The sequence below is a fragment of the Curtobacterium sp. NPDC086286 genome, from assembly GCF_044746255.1.
Lineage (GTDB): Bacteria > Actinomycetota > Actinomycetes > Actinomycetales > Microbacteriaceae > Curtobacterium.
The window spans coordinates 109,384-129,882 of record NZ_JBIVBW010000008.1 but is presented as its reverse complement, the minus strand read 5'-3'; the positions used below and the strand labels follow the sequence as shown (position 1 = coordinate 129,882).

General features: G+C 70.3%; 22 protein-coding genes and 1 tRNA gene. 13 read left to right on the top strand and 10 right to left on the bottom strand.

The features are described 5' to 3' along the window. Positions 1-144: 144 nt before the first annotated feature. Both ACIPKM_RS15290 and ACIPKM_RS15285 read right to left on the bottom strand, forming a co-directional pair. Positions 145-825, bottom strand: a complete 681-nt coding sequence (locus ACIPKM_RS15290) for a response regulator transcription factor (RefSeq protein ID WP_022906624.1) — start codon at positions 823-825, stop codon at positions 145-147. After that, positions 822-1,988, bottom strand: coding sequence for a cell wall metabolism sensor histidine kinase WalK (locus ACIPKM_RS15285; protein ID WP_070417801.1), 1,167 nt, complete (start codon positions 1,986-1,988; stop codon positions 822-824). The genes ACIPKM_RS15290 and ACIPKM_RS15285 overlap by 4 nt, the downstream gene beginning before the upstream one ends. Positions 1,989-2,134: 146 nt before the next feature. Here ACIPKM_RS15285 and phoU point away from each other — a divergent pair, with 146 nt between their 5' ends. Then, positions 2,135-2,806: a phosphate signaling complex protein PhoU gene (gene phoU, locus ACIPKM_RS15280; RefSeq protein ID WP_070417800.1), complete on the top strand. Its 672-nt coding sequence runs from the start codon at positions 2,135-2,137 to the stop codon at positions 2,804-2,806. A 95-nt stretch (positions 2,807-2,901) separates the two neighbouring features. Further along, positions 2,902-3,450 carry an AAA family ATPase gene (locus tag ACIPKM_RS15275; RefSeq protein ID WP_071295878.1) on the top strand — a complete coding sequence of 183 codons (549 nt, stop codon included), beginning with the start codon at positions 2,902-2,904 and terminating at the stop codon, positions 3,448-3,450. 62 nt (positions 3,451-3,512) lie between these two features. Here ACIPKM_RS15275 and ACIPKM_RS15270 read toward each other — a convergent pair whose 3' ends face one another. Continuing rightward, the gene (locus tag ACIPKM_RS15270; protein WP_071295877.1) at positions 3,513-4,259 is read right to left on the bottom strand and encodes a phosphoglyceromutase; all 747 of its coding nucleotides are present in this window, start codon (positions 4,257-4,259) and stop codon (positions 3,513-3,515) included. Positions 4,260-4,315: 56 nt separating this feature from the next. Here ACIPKM_RS15270 and ACIPKM_RS15265 point away from each other — a divergent pair, with 56 nt between their 5' ends. Then, entirely contained in the window at positions 4,316-5,089 is a 774-nt protein-coding gene (locus tag ACIPKM_RS15265; protein WP_070417797.1) for a methylase, read from the top strand. A gap of 31 nt (positions 5,090-5,120) precedes the next feature. On the opposite strand, the gene ACIPKM_RS15260 is transcribed toward ACIPKM_RS15265, so the two are convergent. The 3 genes from ACIPKM_RS15260 to ACIPKM_RS15250 all read right to left on the bottom strand — a co-directional run bounded on the left by ACIPKM_RS15260 (position 5,121) and on the right by ACIPKM_RS15250 (position 7,253). After that, complete coding sequence (locus ACIPKM_RS15260; protein WP_402737042.1) at positions 5,121-6,206, bottom strand: YgfZ/GcvT domain-containing protein; 1,086 nt, start codon at positions 6,204-6,206, stop codon at positions 5,121-5,123. Then, positions 6,206-6,808 (bottom strand): FABP family protein, encoded by a 603-nt coding sequence (locus ACIPKM_RS15255; RefSeq protein WP_071295875.1) that lies wholly within the window; start codon positions 6,806-6,808, stop codon positions 6,206-6,208. The genes ACIPKM_RS15260 and ACIPKM_RS15255 overlap by 1 nt, the downstream gene beginning before the upstream one ends. Before the next feature lie 163 nt (positions 6,809-6,971). Beyond that, the gene (locus ACIPKM_RS15250; protein WP_083403399.1) at positions 6,972-7,253 is read right to left on the bottom strand and encodes a hypothetical protein; all 282 of its coding nucleotides are present in this window, start codon (positions 7,251-7,253) and stop codon (positions 6,972-6,974) included. Between the two features lie 127 nt (positions 7,254-7,380). On the opposite strand from ACIPKM_RS15250, the gene ACIPKM_RS15245 reads away from it, so the two are divergent. The 8 genes from ACIPKM_RS15245 to pstB all read left to right on the top strand — a co-directional run bounded on the left by ACIPKM_RS15245 (position 7,381) and on the right by pstB (position 16,462). Continuing rightward, positions 7,381-8,064, top strand: a complete 684-nt coding sequence (locus ACIPKM_RS15245; protein WP_022906634.1) for a winged helix-turn-helix domain-containing protein — start codon at positions 7,381-7,383, stop codon at positions 8,062-8,064. Next, entirely contained in the window at positions 8,064-8,882 is an 819-nt protein-coding gene (mshD, locus tag ACIPKM_RS15240; protein WP_402737041.1) for a mycothiol synthase, read from the top strand. Before ACIPKM_RS15245 ends, mshD begins: the two co-directional genes overlap by 1 nt. Before the next feature lie 90 nt (positions 8,883-8,972). Next, entirely contained in the window at positions 8,973-11,138 is a 2,166-nt protein-coding gene (locus tag ACIPKM_RS15235; RefSeq protein ID WP_070417793.1) for an RNA degradosome polyphosphate kinase, read from the top strand. Further along, positions 11,135-12,082 (top strand): NUDIX hydrolase, encoded by a 948-nt coding sequence (locus tag ACIPKM_RS15230; RefSeq protein ID WP_070417792.1) that lies wholly within the window; start codon positions 11,135-11,137, stop codon positions 12,080-12,082. The genes ACIPKM_RS15235 and ACIPKM_RS15230 overlap by 4 nt, the downstream gene beginning before the upstream one ends. 267 nt (positions 12,083-12,349) lie before the next feature. Then, positions 12,350-13,459 (top strand): phosphate ABC transporter substrate-binding protein PstS, encoded by a 1,110-nt coding sequence (locus ACIPKM_RS15225; protein ID WP_070417791.1) that lies wholly within the window; start codon positions 12,350-12,352, stop codon positions 13,457-13,459. A 145-nt stretch (positions 13,460-13,604) separates the two neighbouring features. Then, positions 13,605-14,552: a phosphate ABC transporter permease subunit PstC gene (gene pstC / locus ACIPKM_RS15220; protein ID WP_070417790.1), complete on the top strand. Its 948-nt coding sequence runs from the start codon at positions 13,605-13,607 to the stop codon at positions 14,550-14,552. 13 nt (positions 14,553-14,565) lie between these two features. Beyond that, the gene (pstA, locus tag ACIPKM_RS15215; protein WP_092385143.1) at positions 14,566-15,651 is read left to right on the top strand and encodes a phosphate ABC transporter permease PstA; all 1,086 of its coding nucleotides are present in this window, start codon (positions 14,566-14,568) and stop codon (positions 15,649-15,651) included. A 31-nt stretch (positions 15,652-15,682) separates the two neighbouring features. Continuing rightward, positions 15,683-16,462, top strand: a complete 780-nt coding sequence (gene pstB / locus ACIPKM_RS15210) for a phosphate ABC transporter ATP-binding protein PstB (RefSeq protein WP_070417788.1) — start codon at positions 15,683-15,685, stop codon at positions 16,460-16,462. Positions 16,463-16,832: 370 nt separating this feature from the next. Here the strand turns inward: pstB and ACIPKM_RS15205 are convergent, their stop codons facing one another. The 3 genes from ACIPKM_RS15205 to ACIPKM_RS15195 all read right to left on the bottom strand — a co-directional run bounded on the left by ACIPKM_RS15205 (position 16,833) and on the right by ACIPKM_RS15195 (position 19,540). Next, positions 16,833-17,714, bottom strand: coding sequence for an anti-sigma factor domain-containing protein (locus ACIPKM_RS15205; RefSeq protein WP_402737040.1), 882 nt, complete (start codon positions 17,712-17,714; stop codon positions 16,833-16,835). Continuing rightward, entirely contained in the window at positions 17,711-18,310 is a 600-nt protein-coding gene (gene sigK, locus ACIPKM_RS15200; RefSeq protein ID WP_070417786.1) for an ECF RNA polymerase sigma factor SigK, read from the bottom strand. The genes ACIPKM_RS15205 and sigK overlap by 4 nt, the downstream gene beginning before the upstream one ends. 600 nt (positions 18,311-18,910) lie before the next feature. Further along, complete coding sequence (locus ACIPKM_RS15195) at positions 18,911-19,540, bottom strand: DNA-directed RNA polymerase subunit beta (RefSeq protein WP_070417785.1); 630 nt, start codon at positions 19,538-19,540, stop codon at positions 18,911-18,913. A 125-nt stretch (positions 19,541-19,665) separates the two neighbouring features. On the opposite strand from ACIPKM_RS15195, the gene ACIPKM_RS15190 reads away from it, so the two are divergent. Both ACIPKM_RS15190 and ACIPKM_RS15185 read left to right on the top strand, forming a co-directional pair. Continuing rightward, positions 19,666-19,827: a hypothetical protein gene (locus tag ACIPKM_RS15190; RefSeq protein WP_175473634.1), complete on the top strand. Its 162-nt coding sequence runs from the start codon at positions 19,666-19,668 to the stop codon at positions 19,825-19,827. A 52-nt stretch (positions 19,828-19,879) separates the two neighbouring features. After that, positions 19,880-19,952: transfer RNA gene (locus ACIPKM_RS15185), tRNA-Lys, on the top strand. 56 nt (positions 19,953-20,008) lie between these two features. Here the strand turns inward: ACIPKM_RS15185 and ACIPKM_RS15180 are convergent. Then, on the bottom strand, positions 20,009-20,353 hold the full coding sequence (locus ACIPKM_RS15180) for a tyrosine-type recombinase/integrase (protein ID WP_083403398.1): 345 nt from the start codon (positions 20,351-20,353) through the stop codon (positions 20,009-20,011). Positions 20,354-20,499 lie beyond the last annotated feature (146 nt).

Here is a 20,499-nt window from a genome sequence, read left to right as displayed (position 1 = left end):
GGGGACGCCGCGGGGGCCGGGCGGGCGGGGGCGCCCCCGTGGGGGGGGGGGGGGGGCCCCCCCCCCCCCCCCCCCGCCGGGGGGGGGGGGGGCGCCGCCCCCCCCCCCCCCCCCCGCGCCTCCTGTGCGTCAGCCGACCTCGCGTCAGCCCTCGATGCGGTAGCCGAGCCCGCGGACGGTCACCAGGATCTCCGGCGCGCTCGGCACGCGCTCGATCTTCGAGCGGATGCGCTTGATGTGCACGTCCAGGGTCTTCGTGTCGCCGAAATAGTCGGAGCCCCACACCCGGTCGATGAGCTGCCCCCGGGTGAGCACGCGCCCGGCGTTGCGGAGCAGCAGCTCGAGGAGCTCGAACTCCTTGAGCGGCATCGGCGTCTCCGAGCCGTCCACCGCCACGGTGTGCCGCTCGACGTCCATCCGGATGCCACCGACCTGCAGGATCCCGCTGTCCGCGGGGTCGTCCTCGGTCCGGCGACGCAGGACCGCACGGATGCGGGCGAGGAGCTCGCGGGTCGAGTACGGCTTCGTCACGTAGTCGTCCGCGCCGAGCTCCAGCCCGACGACGATGTCCACCTCGGAGTCCTTCGCGGTGAGCATGATGATCGGGATGTTCGAGCGCGTCCGGATCTGTCGGCAGACCTCGGTGCCGGAGAGTCCCGGCAGCATGAGGTCGAGCAGCACCAGGTCGGGGTTCTCCGCGTCGAACTTCGACAGCGCGGTCACGCCGTCCGCAGCGACGGAGGTGTCGTACCCCTCGCGCTGCAGCAGGAACTCCAGGGGCTCGCTCAGGGCCGGCTCGTCGTCGACGATGAGGATCTTGGTCACGATGGCTGCTCTTCCAGTTGCTCTTCGAGTGCTGTGGTCAGTTCGGGGTCCGCCTCGGGCAGGCGGATGGTGAAGGTCGAGCCCTTGCCGGGCTGCGACCAGACGCGCACGTCCCCGCCGTGGTTGCCGACGACGTGCTTCACGATGGCGAGGCCGAGGCCGGTGCCGCCCGTGGCACGCGACCGGGCGGGGTCGACGCGGTAGAACCGCTCGAACACCCGGTCGAGGTCGGCTTCGGGGATGCCGACGCCCTGGTCGGTCACCGCGATCTCGACGAAGCCCTTCGCGGACCGAACGCCCACGCCGACGCGGGTGTTGTCCGGGGAGTACTTGACCGCGTTGGCGATGAGGTTCGACACCGCGATCTGCAGCAGGGCGGGGTCGCCCATCACCCGCAGCTTCGACTTCTTCGCCCGCACGAGTTCGATGTCCCGGGCGCGGGCGACGATCTCGTTCGCGTCGACGGCGGCCTGCACGATGCGGTCGATCGACGTCTCCTCGCTGTTCTCCAGCGTGTCGACGGACTGCAGCCGCGAGAGTTCGATGATGTCCTTCGTCAGGGCGGCCAGCCGCTCCGACTCGGTGACGAGCTGCGCGGCGAACTTCCGCACGTGCTGGGGTTCGTCGGCGGCGGCGACGAGGGTCTCGGAGAGCAGGCCGATCGCGCCGATCGGGGTCTTCAGCTCGTGCGAGATGTTCGCGACGAAGTCCCGCCGTACCTCGTCGATGCGCCGGGTCTCGGTCAGGTCGTCGGCCGTGACGAGCACGTACCGGTTGCCGAGCTGCGCGGCGCGGAAGCTCAGGTAGCCGATCTGGTCGCTGCCCCGGCCGCGGGGCAGCTCGAGGTCCTCGGCACCCATCTCCCCGCTCTTGCGCACGCGGTCGACGAGGTCGACGAGCTCGCGGTGCACGAGCTTCCGCCGCACCACCAGTCCGACCGTCAGTGCCTGCGGCGAGGCGGCGACGACCGTGTTCGAGGGGTCGACCACCACGGCCGGGTTGTGCATCGTGGCGATGACCGCGGCGACGCCGTCGGGCAGGGTGCGTTCCGCCACGTCGGCAGCACGAGCCGTGCGCTCGGCGGTGATGATCAGCACCACGACGCCTGCTCCGAACACCCCGCCGAGGAGCATCGACAGTGGCACGAGCCACGCGTTGTCCATGCCGTCAGTGTAGGGATGGTCATGCGGGGTTCCGGTACCGTTCACCGTCTGCGGAAGGCCGGATCGCGAAGCGTTCAACCGCACGTCACCGTTCGTTCACCTGACGTGACGACACTCGACCGGTACGCAGAGAGAGGTACTCCCCCATGCGCGAAGTCTTCCAGCAGGAACTCCAGGACGTCCAGGAGCGACTGACCGAGATCGCCGGGCTCGTCGAGTCCGCCATCACCCGAGCCACGCAGTCGTTCAGCGAGTCCGACGTGTCCCTCGCCGAGGAGGTGATCGCCGACGACGTCAAGATCGACGAGGCGGCGAACAGCCTCGACGAGATCGCGATCGACATCCTCGCGCGTCAGGCCCCCGTCGCCCGCGACCTCCGCGTCGTGGTCACGGCCCTGCGCGTCAGCTCGTCGCTCGAGCGCATGGGCGACATGGCCGAGCACATCGCCCAGCTCACCCGGCAGCGCTTCCCCGAGAAGGTCGTGCCGAAGGGCCTCCGCGGCACCTTCAAGAAGATGGGCCAGCTCGACGTCGCGATGGCGCAGAAGCTCACGCGGCTGCTCGCCACCGAGGACATCGCCCTCGCCGGGGAGATCCGCGACGAGGACGACGCCATCGACGAGCTGCACGCGAGCGTGTTCGACTTCGTGCTCGGCGAGACCTGGAAGGGTGCGCCGATCGACACGGTCGACGCGACCCTGGCATCGCGCTACCACGAGCGCTTCGCGGACCACGCGGTCTCGATCGCCAAGAAGGTCGAGTACCTGGCGACGGGTGACTGGGCCGGCGCGTCCTCGGTGACGGTGTCGCCCGCCTGACCCGACGCTGCGGCGTCACCGAGCCGGACGGACCACACGGTCCGCCCGGCTCGCTGCGTTCCGCTCGGCTCGCTGGGTTCTGACAGGATCGAGGCATGGCCCAGGTCGCGATCATCGTCAACGGCATGCCCGGTTCCGGCAAGAGCACCATCGGTGCCGCCCTCGCCGAGGTGCTCGGCTGCCCGTTCCTGTCGAAGGACCGGATCAAGGAGCCCCTCGCCGAGCTCGTCGGCCCGATGATCGCGTCGCGTCCGCTCGGCGGCATCGCGATGGACACCATGTGGTCGATGGCGCAGGCCGTCGAGAACGGCGTCGTCCTCGACGCCGTCTGGCTGCCGTCGCGGGACCGCGGACTCCTGGAGGCGCGGCTCGCCTCCGCCGGGTCGCCGCGCGCTGTCGAGGTGTGGTGCGACACGGACCGGGCAACCGCCGAGGAGCGGCTGCGCGACCGGTACGACCCGGGCACCGTGCCGGTGCGCCACGAGGTGCACGGGGACCTGGCCGACGTGCTCGCGTTCTGGGACGAGCACGGCGACGCCGCCCAGCCGGTCGGCCTGCCGGGCGTCCCGGTGGTCCGCGTCGACACGACGAAGCCGTACGACGTCGGCGCGCTGGTGCAGGAGATCGCCTCCCACTTCGTGTGAACGCGCAGAACGCCCCGCCCGGTCAGTCCGGGCGGGGCGTTCGTGTGTGCAGCGCTGCGCTGCTACTTCTTGGCGCCCTGGGCGGCCACGGCGGCGGCTCCGGCAGCGGCGGCCTCGGGGTCGAGGTAGTACGCCGGCTTCGTCGGACGGAAGTCGTCGTCGAGCTCGTACACCAGCGGGATGCCGGTCGGGATGTTCAGGCCGGCGATGTCCTCGTCGGAGATGCCGTCGAGGTGCTTCACGAGCGCCCGGAGCGAGTTGCCGTGCGCCGTGACGAGGACGGTCCCGCCCGCACCGAGGTCCTTCGTGATGTCGGACTCCCAGTAGGGCAGCAGGCGGTCGATCACGAGCTTGAGCGACTCGGTGCGGGGCAGCTGGTCGCCGAGGTCGGCGTAGCGGCGGTCCCCGAACTGCGACCACTCGGCGTCGTCGGCGATGGGGGGCGGCGGCACGTCGAACGACCGGCGCCACTCCATGAACTGCTGCTCGCCGTACTGCTCGAGCGTCTGGGCCTTGTCCTTGCCCTGCAGGTCGCCGTAGTGGCGCTCGTTGAGGCGCCAGTCGCGCTTCACCGGCAGCCACGCCAGGTCGGCCTGGAGCAGCGCGATGTCGGCCGTCTGGATCGCACGGGTGAGGAGCGAGGTGTACAGGACGTCGGGGACGATGCCGGACTCGGCGATGAGGTCGCCGGCGCGCTTCGCCTCCTTCTCGCCCAGCTCGCTGAGCCGGACGTCGACCCAACCGGTGAACAGGTTCTTCTGGTTCCAGTCACTGTTGCCGTGACGGAGCAGGACGAGCGTGGAGGTCATGCCCCGAGTCTACCGAGCGCCGTGCAGCCGGTCCCCGGACCCGTACCCTGGTCGGCATGCCCATCGGGAACGTGACGCGCGGGACGACCGGGTACAACCGGCTCCGCCGCGTCGACCGGTGGATCGCCACGCTGCCGGCCCTCCGCCGGAGCGCCGACCCGCTCGTCGCCGACGTCGGGTACGGGGCCTCGCCGACGACGACCCTCGAACTCCGGGACCGCCTGGCCGCCGTCCGCCCCGACGTCGAGGTCACCGGCATCGAGATCGAGCCGGCCCGGGTGGCCCTCGCGAACGCCGGCACGCGGGACGGGGTGACGTTCCGGCTCGGCGGGTTCGAGACACCGACACCGGGGAACCGCCGGCCCGCCGTGATCCGCGCCTTCAACGTGCTGCGGCAGTACGACGAGTCCGCGGTGGTGGAGTCCTGGCGGATCATGCAGGACCGCCTGCAACCGGGCGGCGCGCTCGTCGAGGGGACGTGCAACGAGGTCGGGCGGGTGGCCTCGTGGGTGACGCTCGACGACGTCGCGCCACGCACCTTCACGGTGTCGCTCCGGCTGGCGGGGCTCGACGTCCCCTCGGTCGTGGCCGAACGGCTGCCGAAGGCCCTCATCCACCGGAACGTCCCCGGCGAGCGGGTGCACGCGTTCCTCGGCGACCTCGACCTGGCGTGGGCGGTCGCGGCGCCGCTCGGCACGTACGGCCCCCGGCAGCGGTGGATCGCGACGGTCCGGGGCATGCGGGACCGGGGGTGGCCGGTGCTGCACGGGGTGACGCGGTGGCGGCTCGGCGAGCTCAGCGTCCCGTGGGCCGCGGTGGCCCCGGCCTGACCGGCCGGCGCGCGCCGCGGGCCCGCGCGGGCTAGGAGCGGCGGACGGCGCCGAGGCGCGGCAGGCGCGGGACGTCGGCGGTGGCGCCGGCTCCTGGCGGCACGATGACCTCTTGCGTGGCGGACACGACCACGTCGTCGGCGCTGAGCGTCAGCGTGGCGGCGGGGTCGAGGGAACGCTTCACGACCGCGAGCCCGATCGGCCCGAGCTCGTGGTGGATCCCCGACGCCGTCAGACGTCCGACCTCCTTCTCGCCGGACACGACCGGCGTCCCCGGAGCCGGCAGCACGCCGTCCGACCCGTCGAGGTGCAGCATGACGACCCGGCGCGGCGGGTGTCCGAGGTTGTGGACCTTGGCGACCGTCTCCTGCCCCCGGTAGCAGCCCTTCGACAGGTGCACGGCGGAGCGGAGCCAGTCGAGCTCGTGCGGGATCGTGCGCTCGTCGACGTCGGACAGCGAGGGTCGCCAGGCGGCGATGCGCAGGGCCTCGTACGCGAGGAGTCCCGCGACGGGTTCGTCCGACGCGGCGATCGCGCCCGCGGTGCCGGGGGTGACCACGGCGATGCAGAGGGTCCAGTCGGAGGCGGGGTGCGCCTCCTGGTCGGCGTAGCCCCACCCGCCGGGCGTGACGGACGCCCACGGGTCGACCCACTCGGCGACCGGGGTCTCGGGCAGGTCGGTCGACGCGAACGGCGCGGACTCGCCGAACCAGCCGATCGTCGCGAAGTCCGCCGAACGGTCGGCGACCTCGACGCGCAGCATGAACCGCATCGAGTCGAGCCAGGCAGCGAGCGGTGCCGCGTCGGCGGGCTCGGTCAGCAGCCACGCCACCGACCCGTCGTCGACGACGCGCGCCGCGTGCTCGACCCGACCGGACTGGTCGAGCACGAGCGTCTCGGTGCTCACGCCGGCGGCGAGCCCGGTGAGCAGCTGCGAGGTGATCGAGTTGAGCCACGACAGACGGTCCGGGCCGGTGACGGTGACGACACCGAGGCCGAGTTCGACGACGGCACGGCCGCGGGCGAGCAGACGCTGCTCGCCGAGCGGGTTGCCGAAGTGCGCGGCGGGGCCGGAGTCCGTCGCCACGAAGCCGGCGCGGCCGGCGAGGGCGGACATCAGTCGACCTTCGCGAGCTGCCCCGAGGCGTGCGAGGTCAGCTCCTTGCCGAGTGCGGCGATGTCCCACGCCCAGAAGAGCTTGCCCTCGACCAGGCCGTAGAGCCGGGTCGCCGCGGAGTAGTCCTTGGCGTTCGGCGAGCGCATCACGGCGTCGGTCGCGAGGTCGATGCGGCCCTTGCGGACCCGCCCGACGTAGAGCTCGTTGACGCCGGTCGGGTGGATGATCGCCGCTTCGACGTCGAAGCCGTCCGTGGTGTTCCGCAGCGCCTCGACGCTCTCGACGGTGCCGAACGGCGTCGGCCCCTCGCCGAGGAGCATCGCCGGGCCGCGGTCACCGGGCTCGGACGGACGGTCGATCCGCCAGTAGCCCATCTCGGCCGCGAGCGGGGTGTGCTCGTCGTCGAGCAGCCACGTCGTGGAGGAGTAGTTGAGGTAGGGCAGACCGTCGTGGCTGAAGCTCACGCGCTGGCCGAACTCGTACTTCCGGGGTTCGTCCTCGTCACCGACGGGGTACTCGACCACGCCGGTGCCCTCCCAGACGCCGACGAGCCACGACAGCGGGACGAGTTCGGGCGCGAGGCCCTCCGGCAGTTCGATCAACGCTGACCCTTGAACAGCTTCACGACGACGGTCACCGAGACGAACGCGATCGCGAGCGACGCGAGGCCGAGCAGGCCCACGTAGAAGAGCTCGAGCGCAAGCAGCGAATCCATGGCTGGAGTCTACGCGTCACGCCTGACGGCGCCAGGCGGCCGGCGGCGCGTCAACGCACCAGCAGGACCACCGCGGTGACGAGCACGACGACGAACGCCCCCGACGACGCGATGCTGATCCGCTCGACCAGCCCGTCCTTCGTCGCGGTGATGAGCTGCAGCACGAAGCTGACCAGCACGCAGAGCACGAACACGAGCAGCAGCCACGCGAACGAGTCCTTGTCGGTGAGGGTGAGGACGAGCACGGCGCCGACGACCGCGAGCAGCCAGACCGGCAGCACGGACGTCAGCCGGAGGCGGCGCTGGTCGGTGGGCTGCACAGGCTCGGTCACGCGCCCCATCATGACAGGGCCGCGTGCCGAAGGTGCCCGGAACGCGTCCCCGACCGTCCGGCCGGGAGGGATGCTTCCCGAGCATCACTAGGATGTGTGCACGACTCCCCCACGCCCTGGAGGTCCTGTGGCCCAGCTCCTGGTACTCACCTCAGCCGCGCCCGGCGACGTCCTGCCGAGCCTCGGACTGCTGAGCCACCGGATCCGCCACGTCCCCGCCGAGGCCGCACAGCTGGTCAACGCCCCGCAGAGCGACCTCATGTTCGTGGACGCCCGGACGGACCTGGCGAGCGCCAAGGCCCTGTGCAAGATCCTCGCGACGAGCGGCTCGACGACGCCGATCATCCTGGTCGTCACCGAGGGTGGTCTGACCGCGGTCAACAGCGAGTGGAACGTCGACGACGTCGTGCTCGAGACCGCCGGCCCTGCCGAGGTCGACGCCCGCATCCGTCTCACGGCCGGACGCGCGTCGAAGAACCAGACCGGGTCGAAGATCCAGGCGTCCGGTGTCGTCATCGACGAGGCCAGCTACTCGGCGAAGGTCCGCGGTCGGCCGCTCGACCTCACCTTCAAGGAGTTCGAGCTCCTCCGCTTCTTCGCCACGCACCCCTCGCGGGTCTTCACCCGCGAGCAGCTCCTCAGCGAGGTGTGGGGCTACGACTACTTCGGCGGCACCCGCACGGTCGACGTGCACGTGCGGCGCCTCCGCGCGAAGCTCGGCGACCTCGAGTCCCTCATCGGCACGGTCCGCAACGTCGGGTACCGCTTCAACGTCTACGACGACGAGGCCGACCGGCTCGCGGGCCAGTAGTGGTCGACCTGTCGCGCTTCGTCGTCACGGGCGAAGCACCGCCGTTCTCCGACCAGACCCTGGTCGACGTGCGCGCCGGTCGCGCGACCGTGCTCGGCGACGAGCGCGGGGTCGCCGTGGTCCGTGACGGCGAGCTGGAACTCGTGGTCGCCCAGGAGGCGCGGGGCCGCGGTCTCGGCACCGCCCTCGCCCGGCAGGCGCTCACCCCGGGCGGCGGGGCCGCTCCCGTGGACGGGTCGGCCCCTCGGCTCGCGTGGGCGCACGGGGACCACCCCGCTGCCCGAGCACTCGCGGCCCGCTTCGGCTGGACGGCGGTCCGCACACTCCTGCAGCTCCGCGCCCCGATCGCGTCCGTCGCCCCCGACCCCGCGGTGCCGACCGGCTGGTCCCTGTCGTCGTTCCGGACGGGCGACCCCGCCGACGAGGCCGACTGGTTGACGCTCAACGCCGCCGCGTTCGCGCACCACCCGGAACAGGGCCGGATGACGCTCGACGACCTGCGCGCCCGCGAGGCCGACGGCTGGTTCTCCGGCGACGACCTGCTCCTGCTCCGCGACGACTCCGGGCAGCTCGCCGGGTCGTGCTGGCTCAAGGTCGAGGGCGACACCGGCGAGTTCTACGCCGTGGCCGTCCGACCCGACCTGCAGGGCCGGGGACTCGGCGGCGTCCTGATGCGCGCGGGGACGGCACGCCTGACCGGCCGGGGCCTCTCCGCCGCGGCGCTCTACGTCGAGGGCGACAACGCCCCGGCGCTGGCCCTCTACCGCCGATCCGGGTTCGAGCAGTACTCGATCGACGTCCAGTACGCGGCCGGCTGACGCTCCTCCACACGGCGTCGTTCACCGCCCGTTTCCACAGCGTCCACGTGCGGCCCTCCTGGCGCAGGGGGCGGGTGGCAGGATGTGGGCATGGACACCGAACCGCAGCTCGACGGCGACTCCGTCGCACCGGACCTCGACGACTTCGACGAGGTCGTCGAGATCGAGCACGAGTCGCTGCCCACCGACCGCTACTTCGACCGTGAACTCAGCTGGCTCCGGTTCAACCAGCGCGTGCTCGAACTCGGCGAGGACCGCACGCAGCCGCTCCTCGAACGGGCGAACTTCCTGGCGATCTTCGCGTCCAACCTCGACGAGTTCTTCATGGTCCGGGTCGCCGGCCTGAAGCGCCGCATCGACACCGGCATCGCCGTGCCGACCAACGTCGGTCGCGCACCGAGCGACGTGCTGCGCGACATCGCGACGAAGGCGCACGAGCTGCAGGACCGCCACGCGCAGGCGTTCATCGGGTCGCTCAAGCCGGACCTCGACGCGGCTGGCATCCACATCGAGCACTGGTCCGACCTCGACGAGGCCGACCGGCTCCGGATGCGCGAGTACTTCAACGAGCAGATCTTCCCAGTGCTCATGCCGCTCGCGGTCGACCCGGCGCACCCCTTCCCGTACATCTCCGGGCTGTCGCTCAACCTCGCGGTGCGCGTGCGCAACCCGAAGTCGCAGCGGCAGGAGTTCGCGCGCCTCAAGGTGCCGCAGAACTTCTCGCGGTTCATCAAGCTGCCGGACGACGACTCCGGGCTGCTCCGCTTCATCCCCCTCGAAGACCTCATCGCGAACCACCTCGACGACCTCTTCCCGGGGATGGAGGTCCTCGAGCACCACGTGTTCCGGGTCACCCGCAACGAGGACGTCGAGATCGAGGAGGACGAGGCCGAGAACCTCATCCAGGCACTCGAGCGCGAGCTGCTCCGTCGTCGGTTCGGGCCGCCCATCCGTCTCGAGATCACCGAGGACATGGACCCGGTGACGCTCGACCTGCTCGTGCGCGAACTCGACATCACCGAGCAGGAGGTGTTCCGCCTGCCGTCGCCGCTCGACCTCGGCGGCCTGTTCGAGATCGCCAAGATCGCCCGTCCGGACCTGCACTACCCGAAGCACGTGCCGACGACCCCGGTGCAGTTCCAGCCGGGCGAACCGAACACGAAGCCGGACCTCTTCCGCGCGATCGCGGCGAAGGACGTCCTCGTGCACCACCCGTACGAGTCCTTCGCGACGAGTGTGCAGGCGTTCCTCGAGCAGGCCGCTGCCGACCCGAACGTGCTCGCGATCAAGCAGACGCTCTACCGCACCTCGGGCGACAGCCCCATCGTCGAGGCGCTCATCGACGCCGCGGCCGCGGGCAAGCAGGTGCTCGCACTCGTCGAGATCAAGGCGCGCTTCGACGAGCAGAACAACATCACGTGGGCCCGCAAGCTCGAGAAGGCCGGCGTGCACGTGGTCTACGGCCTGGTCGGGCTGAAGACGCACTCGAAGCTCGTGCTCGTCATCCGGCAGGAGGGCGGCACGCTCAAGCACTACAGCCACATCGGGACGGGCAACTACAACCCGAAGACCTCGCGCATCTACGAGGACATGGGGCTCTTCACGTCGGACGACACCGTGGGCAAGGACCTCACGCGCCTGTTCAACGAGCTGTCGGGCTACGCGATCGAGAAGAAGTTCAAGCGCCTGCTCGTCGCGCCGCTGCACCTCCGGAAGGGTCTGCTCAAGCGCATCACGACCGAGGCGGACAACGCCCGTGCCGGCAAGCCCTCGGGGATCCGCATCAAGGTCAACTCGATGGTGGACGAGCAGATCATCGACGCGCTGTACCTGGCGAGCCAGGCCGGTGTGCCGATCGACGTCTGGGTCCGCGGCATCTGCTCGCTCAAGCCCGGCATGGAAGGCGTCAGCGACACCATCCGGGTGCGCAGCGTCGTCGGCCGGTACCTCGAGCACTCGCGGGCGTTCGCGTTCCACAACGACGGCGACCCGGCCGTGTTCATCGGCTCGGCGGACATGATGCACCGCAACCTCGACCGCCGCGTCGAGGCGCTCGTCCGGCTGTCCGACCCCGGCCACGTGAACGAGGTCCACGAGATGTTCGACCTCGCCATGGCGGACACGACGAGCTCGTGGCACCTCGAGTCGGACGGCGAGTGGACGCGCCACTCGACGGACGAGGACGGCCGACCGCTCGATGACGTGCAGAATGTCCTCATGCGGAAGATCTCGGCGCGGAAGCGCTCCACTCGGTGAGCGGCGGCTCCTCAGGGCCGGTCGTCGCTGCGGGTGCCGTCGTCTGGCGTGAACAGGACGGCGTCCCGCTCGTGCTGCTCATCCACCGCGACCACCACAAGGACGTCTCGTTCCCGAAGGGCAAGGTCGACCCGGGCGAGAGCGTCCCGACGACCGCCGTGCGCGAGATCGACGAGGAGACCGGCTACCGCGTGCACCTCGGCGCTCCCCTGGGCACGGCCGAGTACGTCCTGCCGAGCGGCCGCGACAAGGTGGTGCACTACTGGTCCGCCCGCGTCCCCGCGAAGGAGTACGAGCGCGCCGGCAAGTTCCGCCCGAACGACGAGGTCGCCTCGGTCGAGTGGGTCACGCTCGATGACGCCCGGCACCGACTGACGTACGAGCGTGACGTCGCGATCCTCGACCGGTTCGCCGACCGCGTCGCCGCCGGGGAACACCGCACCTTCGCCCTCATCGCCCTCCGGCACGCCAAGACCGTCCCCGGCTCGGAGTGGAACGGACCGGACGCCACCCGTCCGCTCCTGCCCGTCGGCCGGTCGCAGGCGAAGTCGGTCGCGTCGCCGGTGGCAGCCTTCGGTCCGAAGAAGATCGTCAGCAGCACCGCAGCCCGGTGCCTCGCGACGGTCGAACCGCTCTCCGACCGGACGCACCTCGGGGTCTCGAGCACGCCGGACATCAGCCAGGACGCCCACGACCGGGGTGCCGCCGACGTCAAGGGCGTCGTGCAGAAACGCCTCGACAAGGCGAAGACGACGGTCCTGTGCTCGCACGGGCCCGTGCTGCCGGACATCATCGCCCGCATCGCGACCGCGACGGCCGACGAGTCCGGACGGTTCGACCTCCGTCGTGCCGCGATGCTCTCGGTCGGCGACTTCTCGGTGCTGCACATCGCCGGCGGCAGGCTCGTGGCCGTCGAGACGCACCGCAACCCCGTCTCGGCGTAGGCCGAGCGCCCGGGCCGAGCCGCGCCTCCAGGCCCCTGCGGTGTGCATGCGCACGCATGCGCCCGCGCACGGCGCGGCGTTCCCGATCCTGCACCCGCGCGCGCTCCGACGCACGGCGCCCCGTCCAGGACAACCCCTCGTTCACCTCCCGTTCACCAGGGCGGGTGATCCCCGTCACCTCGCGTCCCTACAGTCGCTCCCGGGTCAGCACCGGCCCACGGGACCAGCAGCGGTCCCACCTGCACTGACATTCCCGAAGGGACCCCTGTGAACATCAAGCGAATCGGTACGGTCGCGGCAATCGCGATCGCCGGCGCGGTCGTGCTCTCCTCGTGCGCGGCGAACGAGGACGCGGGCAACACGCCCTCGTCCAGCTCGAGCTCCGGCACCGACTACTCGAAGCTCTCGGGCACGCTGACCGGCTCGGGTTCGTCCGCCCAGCAGACGGCCGAGGCCACCTGGGCCGCTGGTTTCCAGAACGTCGCCTCCGGCGTGACGGTCAACTACTCGCCCGACGGTTCGGGCGCCGGCCGCAAGAACTTCATCTCGGGTGCTGCCGACTTCGCCGGCTCCGACGCCGCACTGAAGGACGAGGAGCTCGCGGGCTCGTTCGCCCTGTGCGCCGCGGACTCGAAGGCCATCGACATCCCGGTCTACATCTCCCCGATCGCCATCGCCTACAAGGTCGACGGCGTCAAGGACCTCACGCTCGACGCGAAGACCATCGCGGGCATCTTCTCGGGCAAGATCACGAAGTGGAACGACTCGCAGATCGCCGACCTGAACAAGGACGCGACCCTGCCGGACGCGAACATCACGGTCGTGCACCGCTCCGACGACTCGGGTACCACGCAGAACTTCTCCGAGTACGTCGCGGCGAACGCCAAGGACGTCTGGACCGAGGCCCCCAGCCAGACCTTCCCGTACCAGGTCGGCGACAGCGCGAAGGGCACCTCGGGTGTGGCCTCGGCCATGGCCAGCGCCTCGAACGCCATCACCTACATCGACGACTCCGGCGCCGGTGACCTCGACAAGGCGAAGCTCATGGTCGGCGACAAGGCCACCGAGATCTCCGCCGAGGGTGCTGCCAAGGTCGTCGCGGACTCCGAGACGGTCTCCGGCCGCGCGGACAACGACCTCGCGATCGACATCAACCGCACCGACACGGCCGAGAACGCCTGGCCGCTGGTGCTCGTCTCCTACGCGATCGCCTGCCAGGAGTACAAGGACGCCGACAAGGGCAAGCTCGTGAAGGGCTACCTCGACTACGTCGTCTCGAAGGACGCGCAGGACGCCGCCGCGAAGGAGGCCAAGTCGGCCGCCCTCTCGACCGACCTCGCCGAGAAGGCCGCGAAGGCCGTCGCCTCCATCAAGTAAGACACCCTGAGCGCCCGGACGCCGGTCCCACCCACCTGACCGGCGTCCGGGCCCTCGCCGGTCCGCTCCACGCTCCGAGCGGACCGCGCACCACCGGACACCCCCGACCCGTCGCCTCCCCCGGCGTTCCTCCGACAGGAGTCCCATGACGACCGCACCGGCCCAGCCAGTGGCCCCCGTCACCCCCAAGCCGAAGCCCGTCGTCCGCATCGGCGACCGCGTCTTCTCCGCCGCGTCGGTCATCGCCGGCGGGCTCATCCTCTTCGTGCTGGTGCTCGTCGCCGCCTTCCTGGTCTGGCAGAGCATCCCGGCGTTCTCCGCGAAGGTCGGCGAGCTGCCGAACAGCGCCACGAACTTCTGGGACTACGTCGGCCCCCTCGTCTTCGGCACCGTCTGGTCCGCGCTCATCGCGCTCGTGATCGCCGTGCCGCTCTCGCTCGGGATCGCGCTCTTCATCTCGCACTACGCCCCGCGCCGGATCTCGCCGGTGCTCGGCTACGTGATCGACCTGCTGGCCGCGGTGCCGTCGGTCGTCTACGGCCTCTGGGGCATCGTGGTGCTGGCACAGTTCGTGAAGCCGTTCTACGTCTTCCTGAACACCTACTTCGGCTGGATCCCGCTGTTCTCCGGGCAGGTGTCCGGCACGGGTCGCACGATCCTCACCGCGTCGATCGTCCTCGCCGTCATGGCGATCCCGATCATGACCGCGGTCATGCGCGAGATCTTCCTGCAGGCACCGCGCCTCAACGAGGAAGCGGCCCTGGCCCTGGGCGCGACCCGGTGGGAGATGATCCGCCTCTCGGTCCTGCCGTTCGCCAAGTCCGGCATCGTGTCCGCGATCATGCTCGGCCTCGGTCGTGCGCTCGGCGAGACGATGGCGATCGCGCTGGTGCTGTCGGTGTCGACGAACGTCACCTTCCAGATGCTCACGTCGCTCAACCCCTCGACGATCGCGGCGAACATCGCCCTGCAGTTCGCCGAGGCGTCCGGCACGGCCCTGAACGCGCTCATCGCGTCGGGTCTGATCCTCTTCGTCATCACCCTGGTCATCAACATGCTCGCGCGGTACATCGTCCGCAAGCGAGTGAGCTGAGAGGTACGACCCGATGTCCCTCGCCATCCGTCAGTCCGGCGTCGCCGGCAACGTCTACGCCAACGGCAAGCTGCACAAGTCCGTGCCGTGGCTGCTCCTCGTCGGCTCCTGGGTCGCGCTGATCCTCGTCTTCGCCCTGCTCAACGCCGGCGGCGCGGTCAAGGACTTCAACGTCGTCGCGGCGCTCTTCCTCGGCACGGTCCTGTTCGACGTCCTCATCGTCGTCGTCTCGCGGATCGTCGAGGGTGGTCGCAAGGCCGTCGACCGGCTCATCACCTCGCTCGTCGTCACGGCGTTCGTGATCGCGGTCCTGCCGCTCGTCTCCCTGCTCTACACGGTGCTCGCGGACGGCCTCGCCCGCTTCGACGTGGAGTTCTTCTCGTACTCGATGCGCGGCGTCATCTCCGAGGGCGGCGGCGCGCTGCACGCCCTCATCGGCACGCTCGAGATCACGCTGTTCGCGGCGCTCATCTCGGTACCGATCGGGCTGCTCACGTCGATCTACCTCGTCGAGTACGGCACGGGCGCCCTCGCCAAGGGCATCACGTTCTTCGTCGACGTCATGACGGGCATCCCGTCCATCGTCGCCGGCCTCTTCGCGTACTCGCTCTTCGCGCTGTTCCTCGGCCCGGGCGCCCGCTTCGGCCTGGTCGGCTCGGTGGCGCTGTCGGTGCTGATGATCCCGATCGTCGTGCGCTCCACCGAAGAGGTCCTGAAGATCGTGCCGATGGAGCTCCGCGAGGCCTCGTACGCCCTCGGTGTCCCGAAGTACCTCACGATCCTCAAGGTCGTGCTGCCCACGTCGCTCGCCGGCATCACCACCGGCGTCATGCTCTCGATCGCCCGTGTCATCGGCGAGACCGCCCCGCTGCTGGTCACCGCCGGGTTCACCGCGAGCATGAACTACGACCTGTTCAAGAACCCGATGATGACCCTGCCGGTGTTCGCGTACACGCAGTACTCGCAGCAGGGCGCCAACCCGGTGCCGTTCGTCGACCGGGCCTGGACGGCAGCGCTCCTGCTCATCCTCATCGTGATGCTGCTGAACCTGCTCGCCCGCTTCATCACCCGCCTCTTCGCCCCCAAGCTCTCGCGCTGACGCGCGGATCCACCCACCCCGAAGGAACACAGTGTCCAAGCGCATCGAGGTCGACGGCCTCAACGTCTACTACTCGAAGTTCAAGGCGGTCGAGGGCGTCGACATGACGATCGAGCCCCGCACCGTGACCGCGTTCATCGGTCCGTCCGGCTGCGGCAAGTCCACCTTCCTCCGCACCCTGAACCGCATGCACGAGGTCATCCCGGGCGCCTACGTCGAGGGCTCGGTCAAGATCGACGGCGACGACCTGTACGGCGCGGGCGTCGACCCGGTGCTCGTCCGTCGCCAGGTCGGCATGGTGTTCCAGCGTCCGAACCCGTTCCCGACGATGTCCATCAAGGACAACGTGCTCGCGGGCGTGAAGCTCAACAACAAGCGCCTCTCCCGCTCCGAGTCGGACGACGTCGTCGAGCGGTCCCTGCAGGGCGCGAACCTCTGGAACGAGGTCAAGGACCGCCTCGACAAGCCCGGCATGGGGCTGTCCGGCGGCCAGCAGCAGCGCCTCTGCATCGCCCGGGCGATCGCGGTGCAGCCGGACGTGCTCCTCATGGACGAGCCGTGCTCGGCGCTCGACCCGATCTCGACCCTCGCGATCGAGGACCTCATCGAGGAGCTGAAGAAGGAGTACACGATCGTCATCGTGACCCACAACATGCAGCAGGCCTCGCGCGTCAGCGACAAGACGGCGTTCTTCAACATCGCCGGCACCGGTGCCCCCGGCAAGCTCATCGAGTTCGACGACACCGCGACGATGTTCTCGAACCCGTCCGTGCAGGCCACCGAGGACTACGTCTCCGGCCGCTTCGGGTGATCGTCGTCCGCCCGTCGCGCTGACGGTCGACCAGGAGGCCCGGTGCACGTCCGCCACGGACGCGCACCGGGCCTTCCGGCGTGCGCGGGGCGCGGGGCGCTCGTGCGCTCGTGCGCGGGCATGTTCCGACGGTCCACCAGTCGATCGACCGGTGGAACGTCGAACGATGCGCACGCAGACGGTGCGGGTGCATGCGTCGACGTTGCACGTGTCGATCGACGAGCACGATGTCGGAACATGCACGGGCAAGAACCGCCCGCGCACGACCGCCCACGCCCCCGCCGCGCGACCGCCACCCGCCGGGCACGACGAACTCCCCGCCCGCGGACCGTGCCACGCGAGCGGGGAGACGTGCGAACCAGTGCCCGGGTCAGGCCGAGGTGGTCGGGACCGCCATGATCGGCGTCGTCGTCGGCTGGTCCGAGCCACCGGCGGGCTCCACCGTCATGCCGATCGTCGCACCGTGCGACAGCGACCCCTTGAGGACCGCCGAGTGCACCCCAGAGGACACCCCGTCCATCAGGCCGGCAGCGTTGATCTTGCCGCCGGTGCCCTCGGAGCCGATGTACCAGAGTTCGTAGGTCTTGCCCTCCGGAGCCGCGGGGACCCCGTCGAGGATGACCGCGGACTTGCCGACCTCGTTCGACCAGACGACCGTGGCCGTCCCGCCGCCCGCGACCTTGGCGGTGCTGCGCTGGAAGTCCGACGCGGCGTAGATGCGGTCGAGTCCGCCGGACGCCTGGGTCGTGCCCGGGCCGGGCTCGTTCGAGGGCGTGAAGGACGTGCCGACGCCGAGTCCGACGCCGAGGAAGACCACGGCGACGGCGGCCGCGGCGGAGAGTGCCGCTGCCGGACGCTGGAACCAGCGACGGCGAGCCTTCTCCGAAGCGGCACCACCGGCGGACGTGAGGTCCGTGGCGGGGGCGAACCGCGCCTCCTGGCCGGCATCGCCGACCGGCGCGTCAGCGACCGGATCGGTCGTGGCAACCGGCTCGGACCGCGAGGCCACCGGAGCAGCCTGCGGGATCGATGCGATCTGGGCCATCAGCGACGCCTTGAGCGACGAGGGCGGCTCGATCGGGGTGACGGCGTAGGCGAGCTGCAGCGCGGTCTCGCGCAGCGAGTCCGTCTCGGCCTGCAGCTCCGGAGAGGTGGCGAGCGCCGAGTCGAGCAGTGCCCGCTCGTCCTCCGACAGCGCGTCGAGGGCGTGTGAACCCGTCAGCAGTGCGGGGTCGTCGTGTCGTTCGGTCATGATGTCACCCCCATCTCGTCGCGGAGTCTGATCATCCCGTCACGGAGACGGGTCTTGACGGTGCCGATCGGGACACCGAGGTGGTCGGCCATCTCGCTGTGCGAGTAGCCGCCGTAGTACGCGAGTTGGACTGCCTGGCGCTGGAACTCGGTGAGCTTCGCGAGCGCCCGGCTGACGCGTTCGTGTTCGATCCGGATCTCGACCGACTCGGAGACCTGGTCGAAGCCGGCCTCGAAGTCGCGGATGCCGATCTTCGTGTCACGGTCGTGCGAGGACTGCGATGCCCGCACCCGGTCGACCGCTCGGCGGTGGGCCATGGTGAGGATCCAGCTCGCTGCGGTGCCGCGCTTGCGGTCGTAGCGGGTGGCTTGCTGCCAGACCTCGAGGAAGACCTCTTGCGTGACCTCTTCCGACTGCGCGCGGTCCCGGAGGAGCCTGGTCACGAGGCCGAGCACGCGGCCCGAGAGTACGTCGTACAGGTCGGAGAAGGCTGCCTGGTCGCCGGTCGCCACGCGGGTGAGGAGGTCGTCTGGGGACGCCTGAGCCGGCTCGGTCGAGCTCCAGCTCTCGGTGTCACTGTCCACGATGGCAAGCATTGCAGGTTTCCCTCCTCTCGGTTGCGATCTGGCTGTGAGTCCTGTCCGACCACGCGTTCGGGTCTCGTGGTCGGGACAGTGGTGCAGGACAGCACGAGGGCCCGCGTGACCCGCAGGGAATTGACCGCCAGGGAGCGGACCGGGTCTCGCGGGACCCTCGCTGTCGTGACCGGCTCATCGCCTGTCACGGTGATGATTCGGCACCCTCGCCCAACCGGATTGGAGCGGTTCTCACGGCTTGTCGCTGGGGCGCGCTCGGGGCACGCCCGGCGTCGGTTCTGTCCACCGAGAGTGAACAGGGTCGTGTGCACGGCCGCGGTCTCGTAGAATCGATGTCGCCGGGCCGCAGCAAGCCCCGGGCTCCAAAATTCGCCGCTTCGAGCGGCCTCGCGCCGAGAGGCGCTTCTGCGGCCCGGTTCTTCTCTGCCCGCTTCGTGCGTGCGCGTTCTGTGCCCGCTTCTCGGGTGCGCGTTCCGTGCCCGCTTCTTGCGGCCCGCTTCGTGCGTGCGTGTCGCGTGCCCGGTGGGCGTCGTCGCGTGCCCGGTGGGCGCCGTCGCGTTCGGGCCAGGAGGGGCGGTGCGGGTCCGCCCCGCGGCCCGCTCAGTCCAGGCTGTCGCGGCGCCAGAGCGACGCCGCCTCGGTGAGGTCGGCCGCCAGTTCCGACAGGCGCAGCGCACGCGTCGTGAGCTCGGACGCCCGGTCCCCCGCCGTGAGGTCCGCATCGTCCGCCACCGCGGTCGCTCCCGCCGCGGTGAGCCGGCAGAACGCGGCACCGCGGTCGAGCGCCACCGCGAGGTCCCCCGTGTAGAGGCCGTGCAGGATCCGGTCGGCCAGCGTCAGGATCTCCGCCGGTCCGGTCGGCTGCTCCGCGCCCGCGACGGCCTGGTCGATCGTGCCGATCCGCTCCGTGCCGCGCGCGAAGAGGTACGCGATCTCCTCCGGGTTCTGCCGGATGACGGTGCGGACGAGGTAGATCCGCCACAGTGCGCCCGGGAGCGTGTGCGCCCCGACCCGCGCCCACAGCTCGGCGATGGCGTCGATGCCGTGCACGTCCGTGTAGGTCACCAGGCGCTCGACGACCGCCGGGTCCGGGTCCTGCCGCACGCGGTGGAGCAGGGCGTTCGCGGTCTCGTGCGCGACGCGGTTCACCACGGCCGGGTCCTCGCCGCCCTGGATCGCGGCGAACTCCTGGTCGGTGAAGTGGACGGGACGGTGGTGATCGCGAGGCACCGCGTCAGTGTAGGCACGGCCGGTGACGCGCCCGCCCTCCGTTCGCCCAGAACGCAACCGCTCCGTCGCGCGTACGGTGTCTGATCGGGAGGCGCTCCTCCCGCACGCGAAGGAAGAGGACTCCCATGAACCCCCTGCTCATCATCCTGGCCGTGATCGCGGTCATCCTGCTGTTCGTCGGTGGCTTCACCGCGAGCCTGAAGTTCCTGCTCTGGGTCGGCCTCGTGCTGCTCATCGTCGCGGTCGTGCTGTGGCTCGTCCGCACGCTCACCGGGCGTCGCAGCTGACCCGTCCCCTCGGTTCTTCCCGGAGGCCCTCACCCGCTAGCCTTGCGGGTGAGGGCCTCTAGCTCAGTTGGTAGAGCACCGGACTTTTAATCCGAGGGTCGTGGGTTCGAGCCCCACGGGGCCCACAGTTGCAGGGATCGAAGGCGCCAGGCGCACCGCACCCCGAACTTTCCCCGAACAATCACGCCGCAGTAGCCCGTGCGAGCAGCGAGTCGAGAGCAGCTGCCGCCCTAACCGTACCGGCGGTGCGGCTCATGTACACGTCCTGCGTGAGGCTCGGATTCTCGTGCCCGAGGAACTCGGCGATCTCGCGGGTGCTCAGCCCAGCCTGGTCGAGCACCGTGGCCACGGTCTTGCGGAAGCCGTGTGATTTGAAGCCAGGGAAGCCCAGTCTGTCTCGGTTCGCGCGCCAGTCTGCCTCCGTGTTCGACGACACTCTCGCTGGCGCACCACCGATACGGCCGGAACTCACCGTTCCCTTCCTCCACCGACGGAAGTAGCGAGGCACGTCCGAGCACAGCGCCATGGCGCGCGCGCCTCCCGCCGCCGGTACTAGACCTCTCGACCAGGACTGGCGACTGGGTCTGTCGATCGACGCGGCGTCACGAAGAGGCCCGAACGACAGCGAGTCTCAGGAGCCCTCTTGATCGCTACGCTGCCAGGACGACTCAG

Coding starts and splice junctions, on each gene's coding strand:
- ACIPKM_RS15285 (WP_070417801.1), bottom strand. CDS start 1,988: ATGGACAACGCGTGGCTCGTGCCACTGTCGATGCTCCTCGGCGGGGTG.
- phoU (WP_070417800.1), top strand. CDS start 2,135: ATGCGCGAAGTCTTCCAGCAGGAACTCCAGGACGTCCAGGAGCGACTG.
- ACIPKM_RS15275 (WP_071295878.1), top strand. CDS start 2,902: ATGGCCCAGGTCGCGATCATCGTCAACGGCATGCCCGGTTCCGGCAAG.
- ACIPKM_RS15270 (WP_071295877.1), bottom strand. CDS start 4,259: ATGACCTCCACGCTCGTCCTGCTCCGTCACGGCAACAGTGACTGGAAC.
- ACIPKM_RS15265 (WP_070417797.1), top strand. CDS start 4,316: ATGCCCATCGGGAACGTGACGCGCGGGACGACCGGGTACAACCGGCTC.
- ACIPKM_RS15260 (WP_402737042.1), bottom strand. CDS start 6,206: ATGTCCGCCCTCGCCGGCCGCGCCGGCTTCGTGGCGACGGACTCCGGC.
- ACIPKM_RS15235 (WP_070417793.1), top strand. CDS start 8,973: ATGGACACCGAACCGCAGCTCGACGGCGACTCCGTCGCACCGGACCTC.
- pstC (WP_070417790.1), top strand. CDS start 13,605: ATGACGACCGCACCGGCCCAGCCAGTGGCCCCCGTCACCCCCAAGCCG.
- pstA (WP_092385143.1), top strand. CDS start 14,566: ATGTCCCTCGCCATCCGTCAGTCCGGCGTCGCCGGCAACGTCTACGCC.
- ACIPKM_RS15205 (WP_402737040.1), bottom strand. CDS start 17,714: ATGACCGAACGACACGACGACCCCGCACTGCTGACGGGTTCACACGCC.
- sigK (WP_070417786.1), bottom strand. CDS start 18,310: ATGCTTGCCATCGTGGACAGTGACACCGAGAGCTGGAGCTCGACCGAG.
- ACIPKM_RS15190 (WP_175473634.1), top strand. CDS start 19,666: ATGAACCCCCTGCTCATCATCCTGGCCGTGATCGCGGTCATCCTGCTG.
- ACIPKM_RS15180 (WP_083403398.1), bottom strand. CDS start 20,353: ATGGCGCTGTGCTCGGACGTGCCTCGCTACTTCCGTCGGTGGAGGAAG.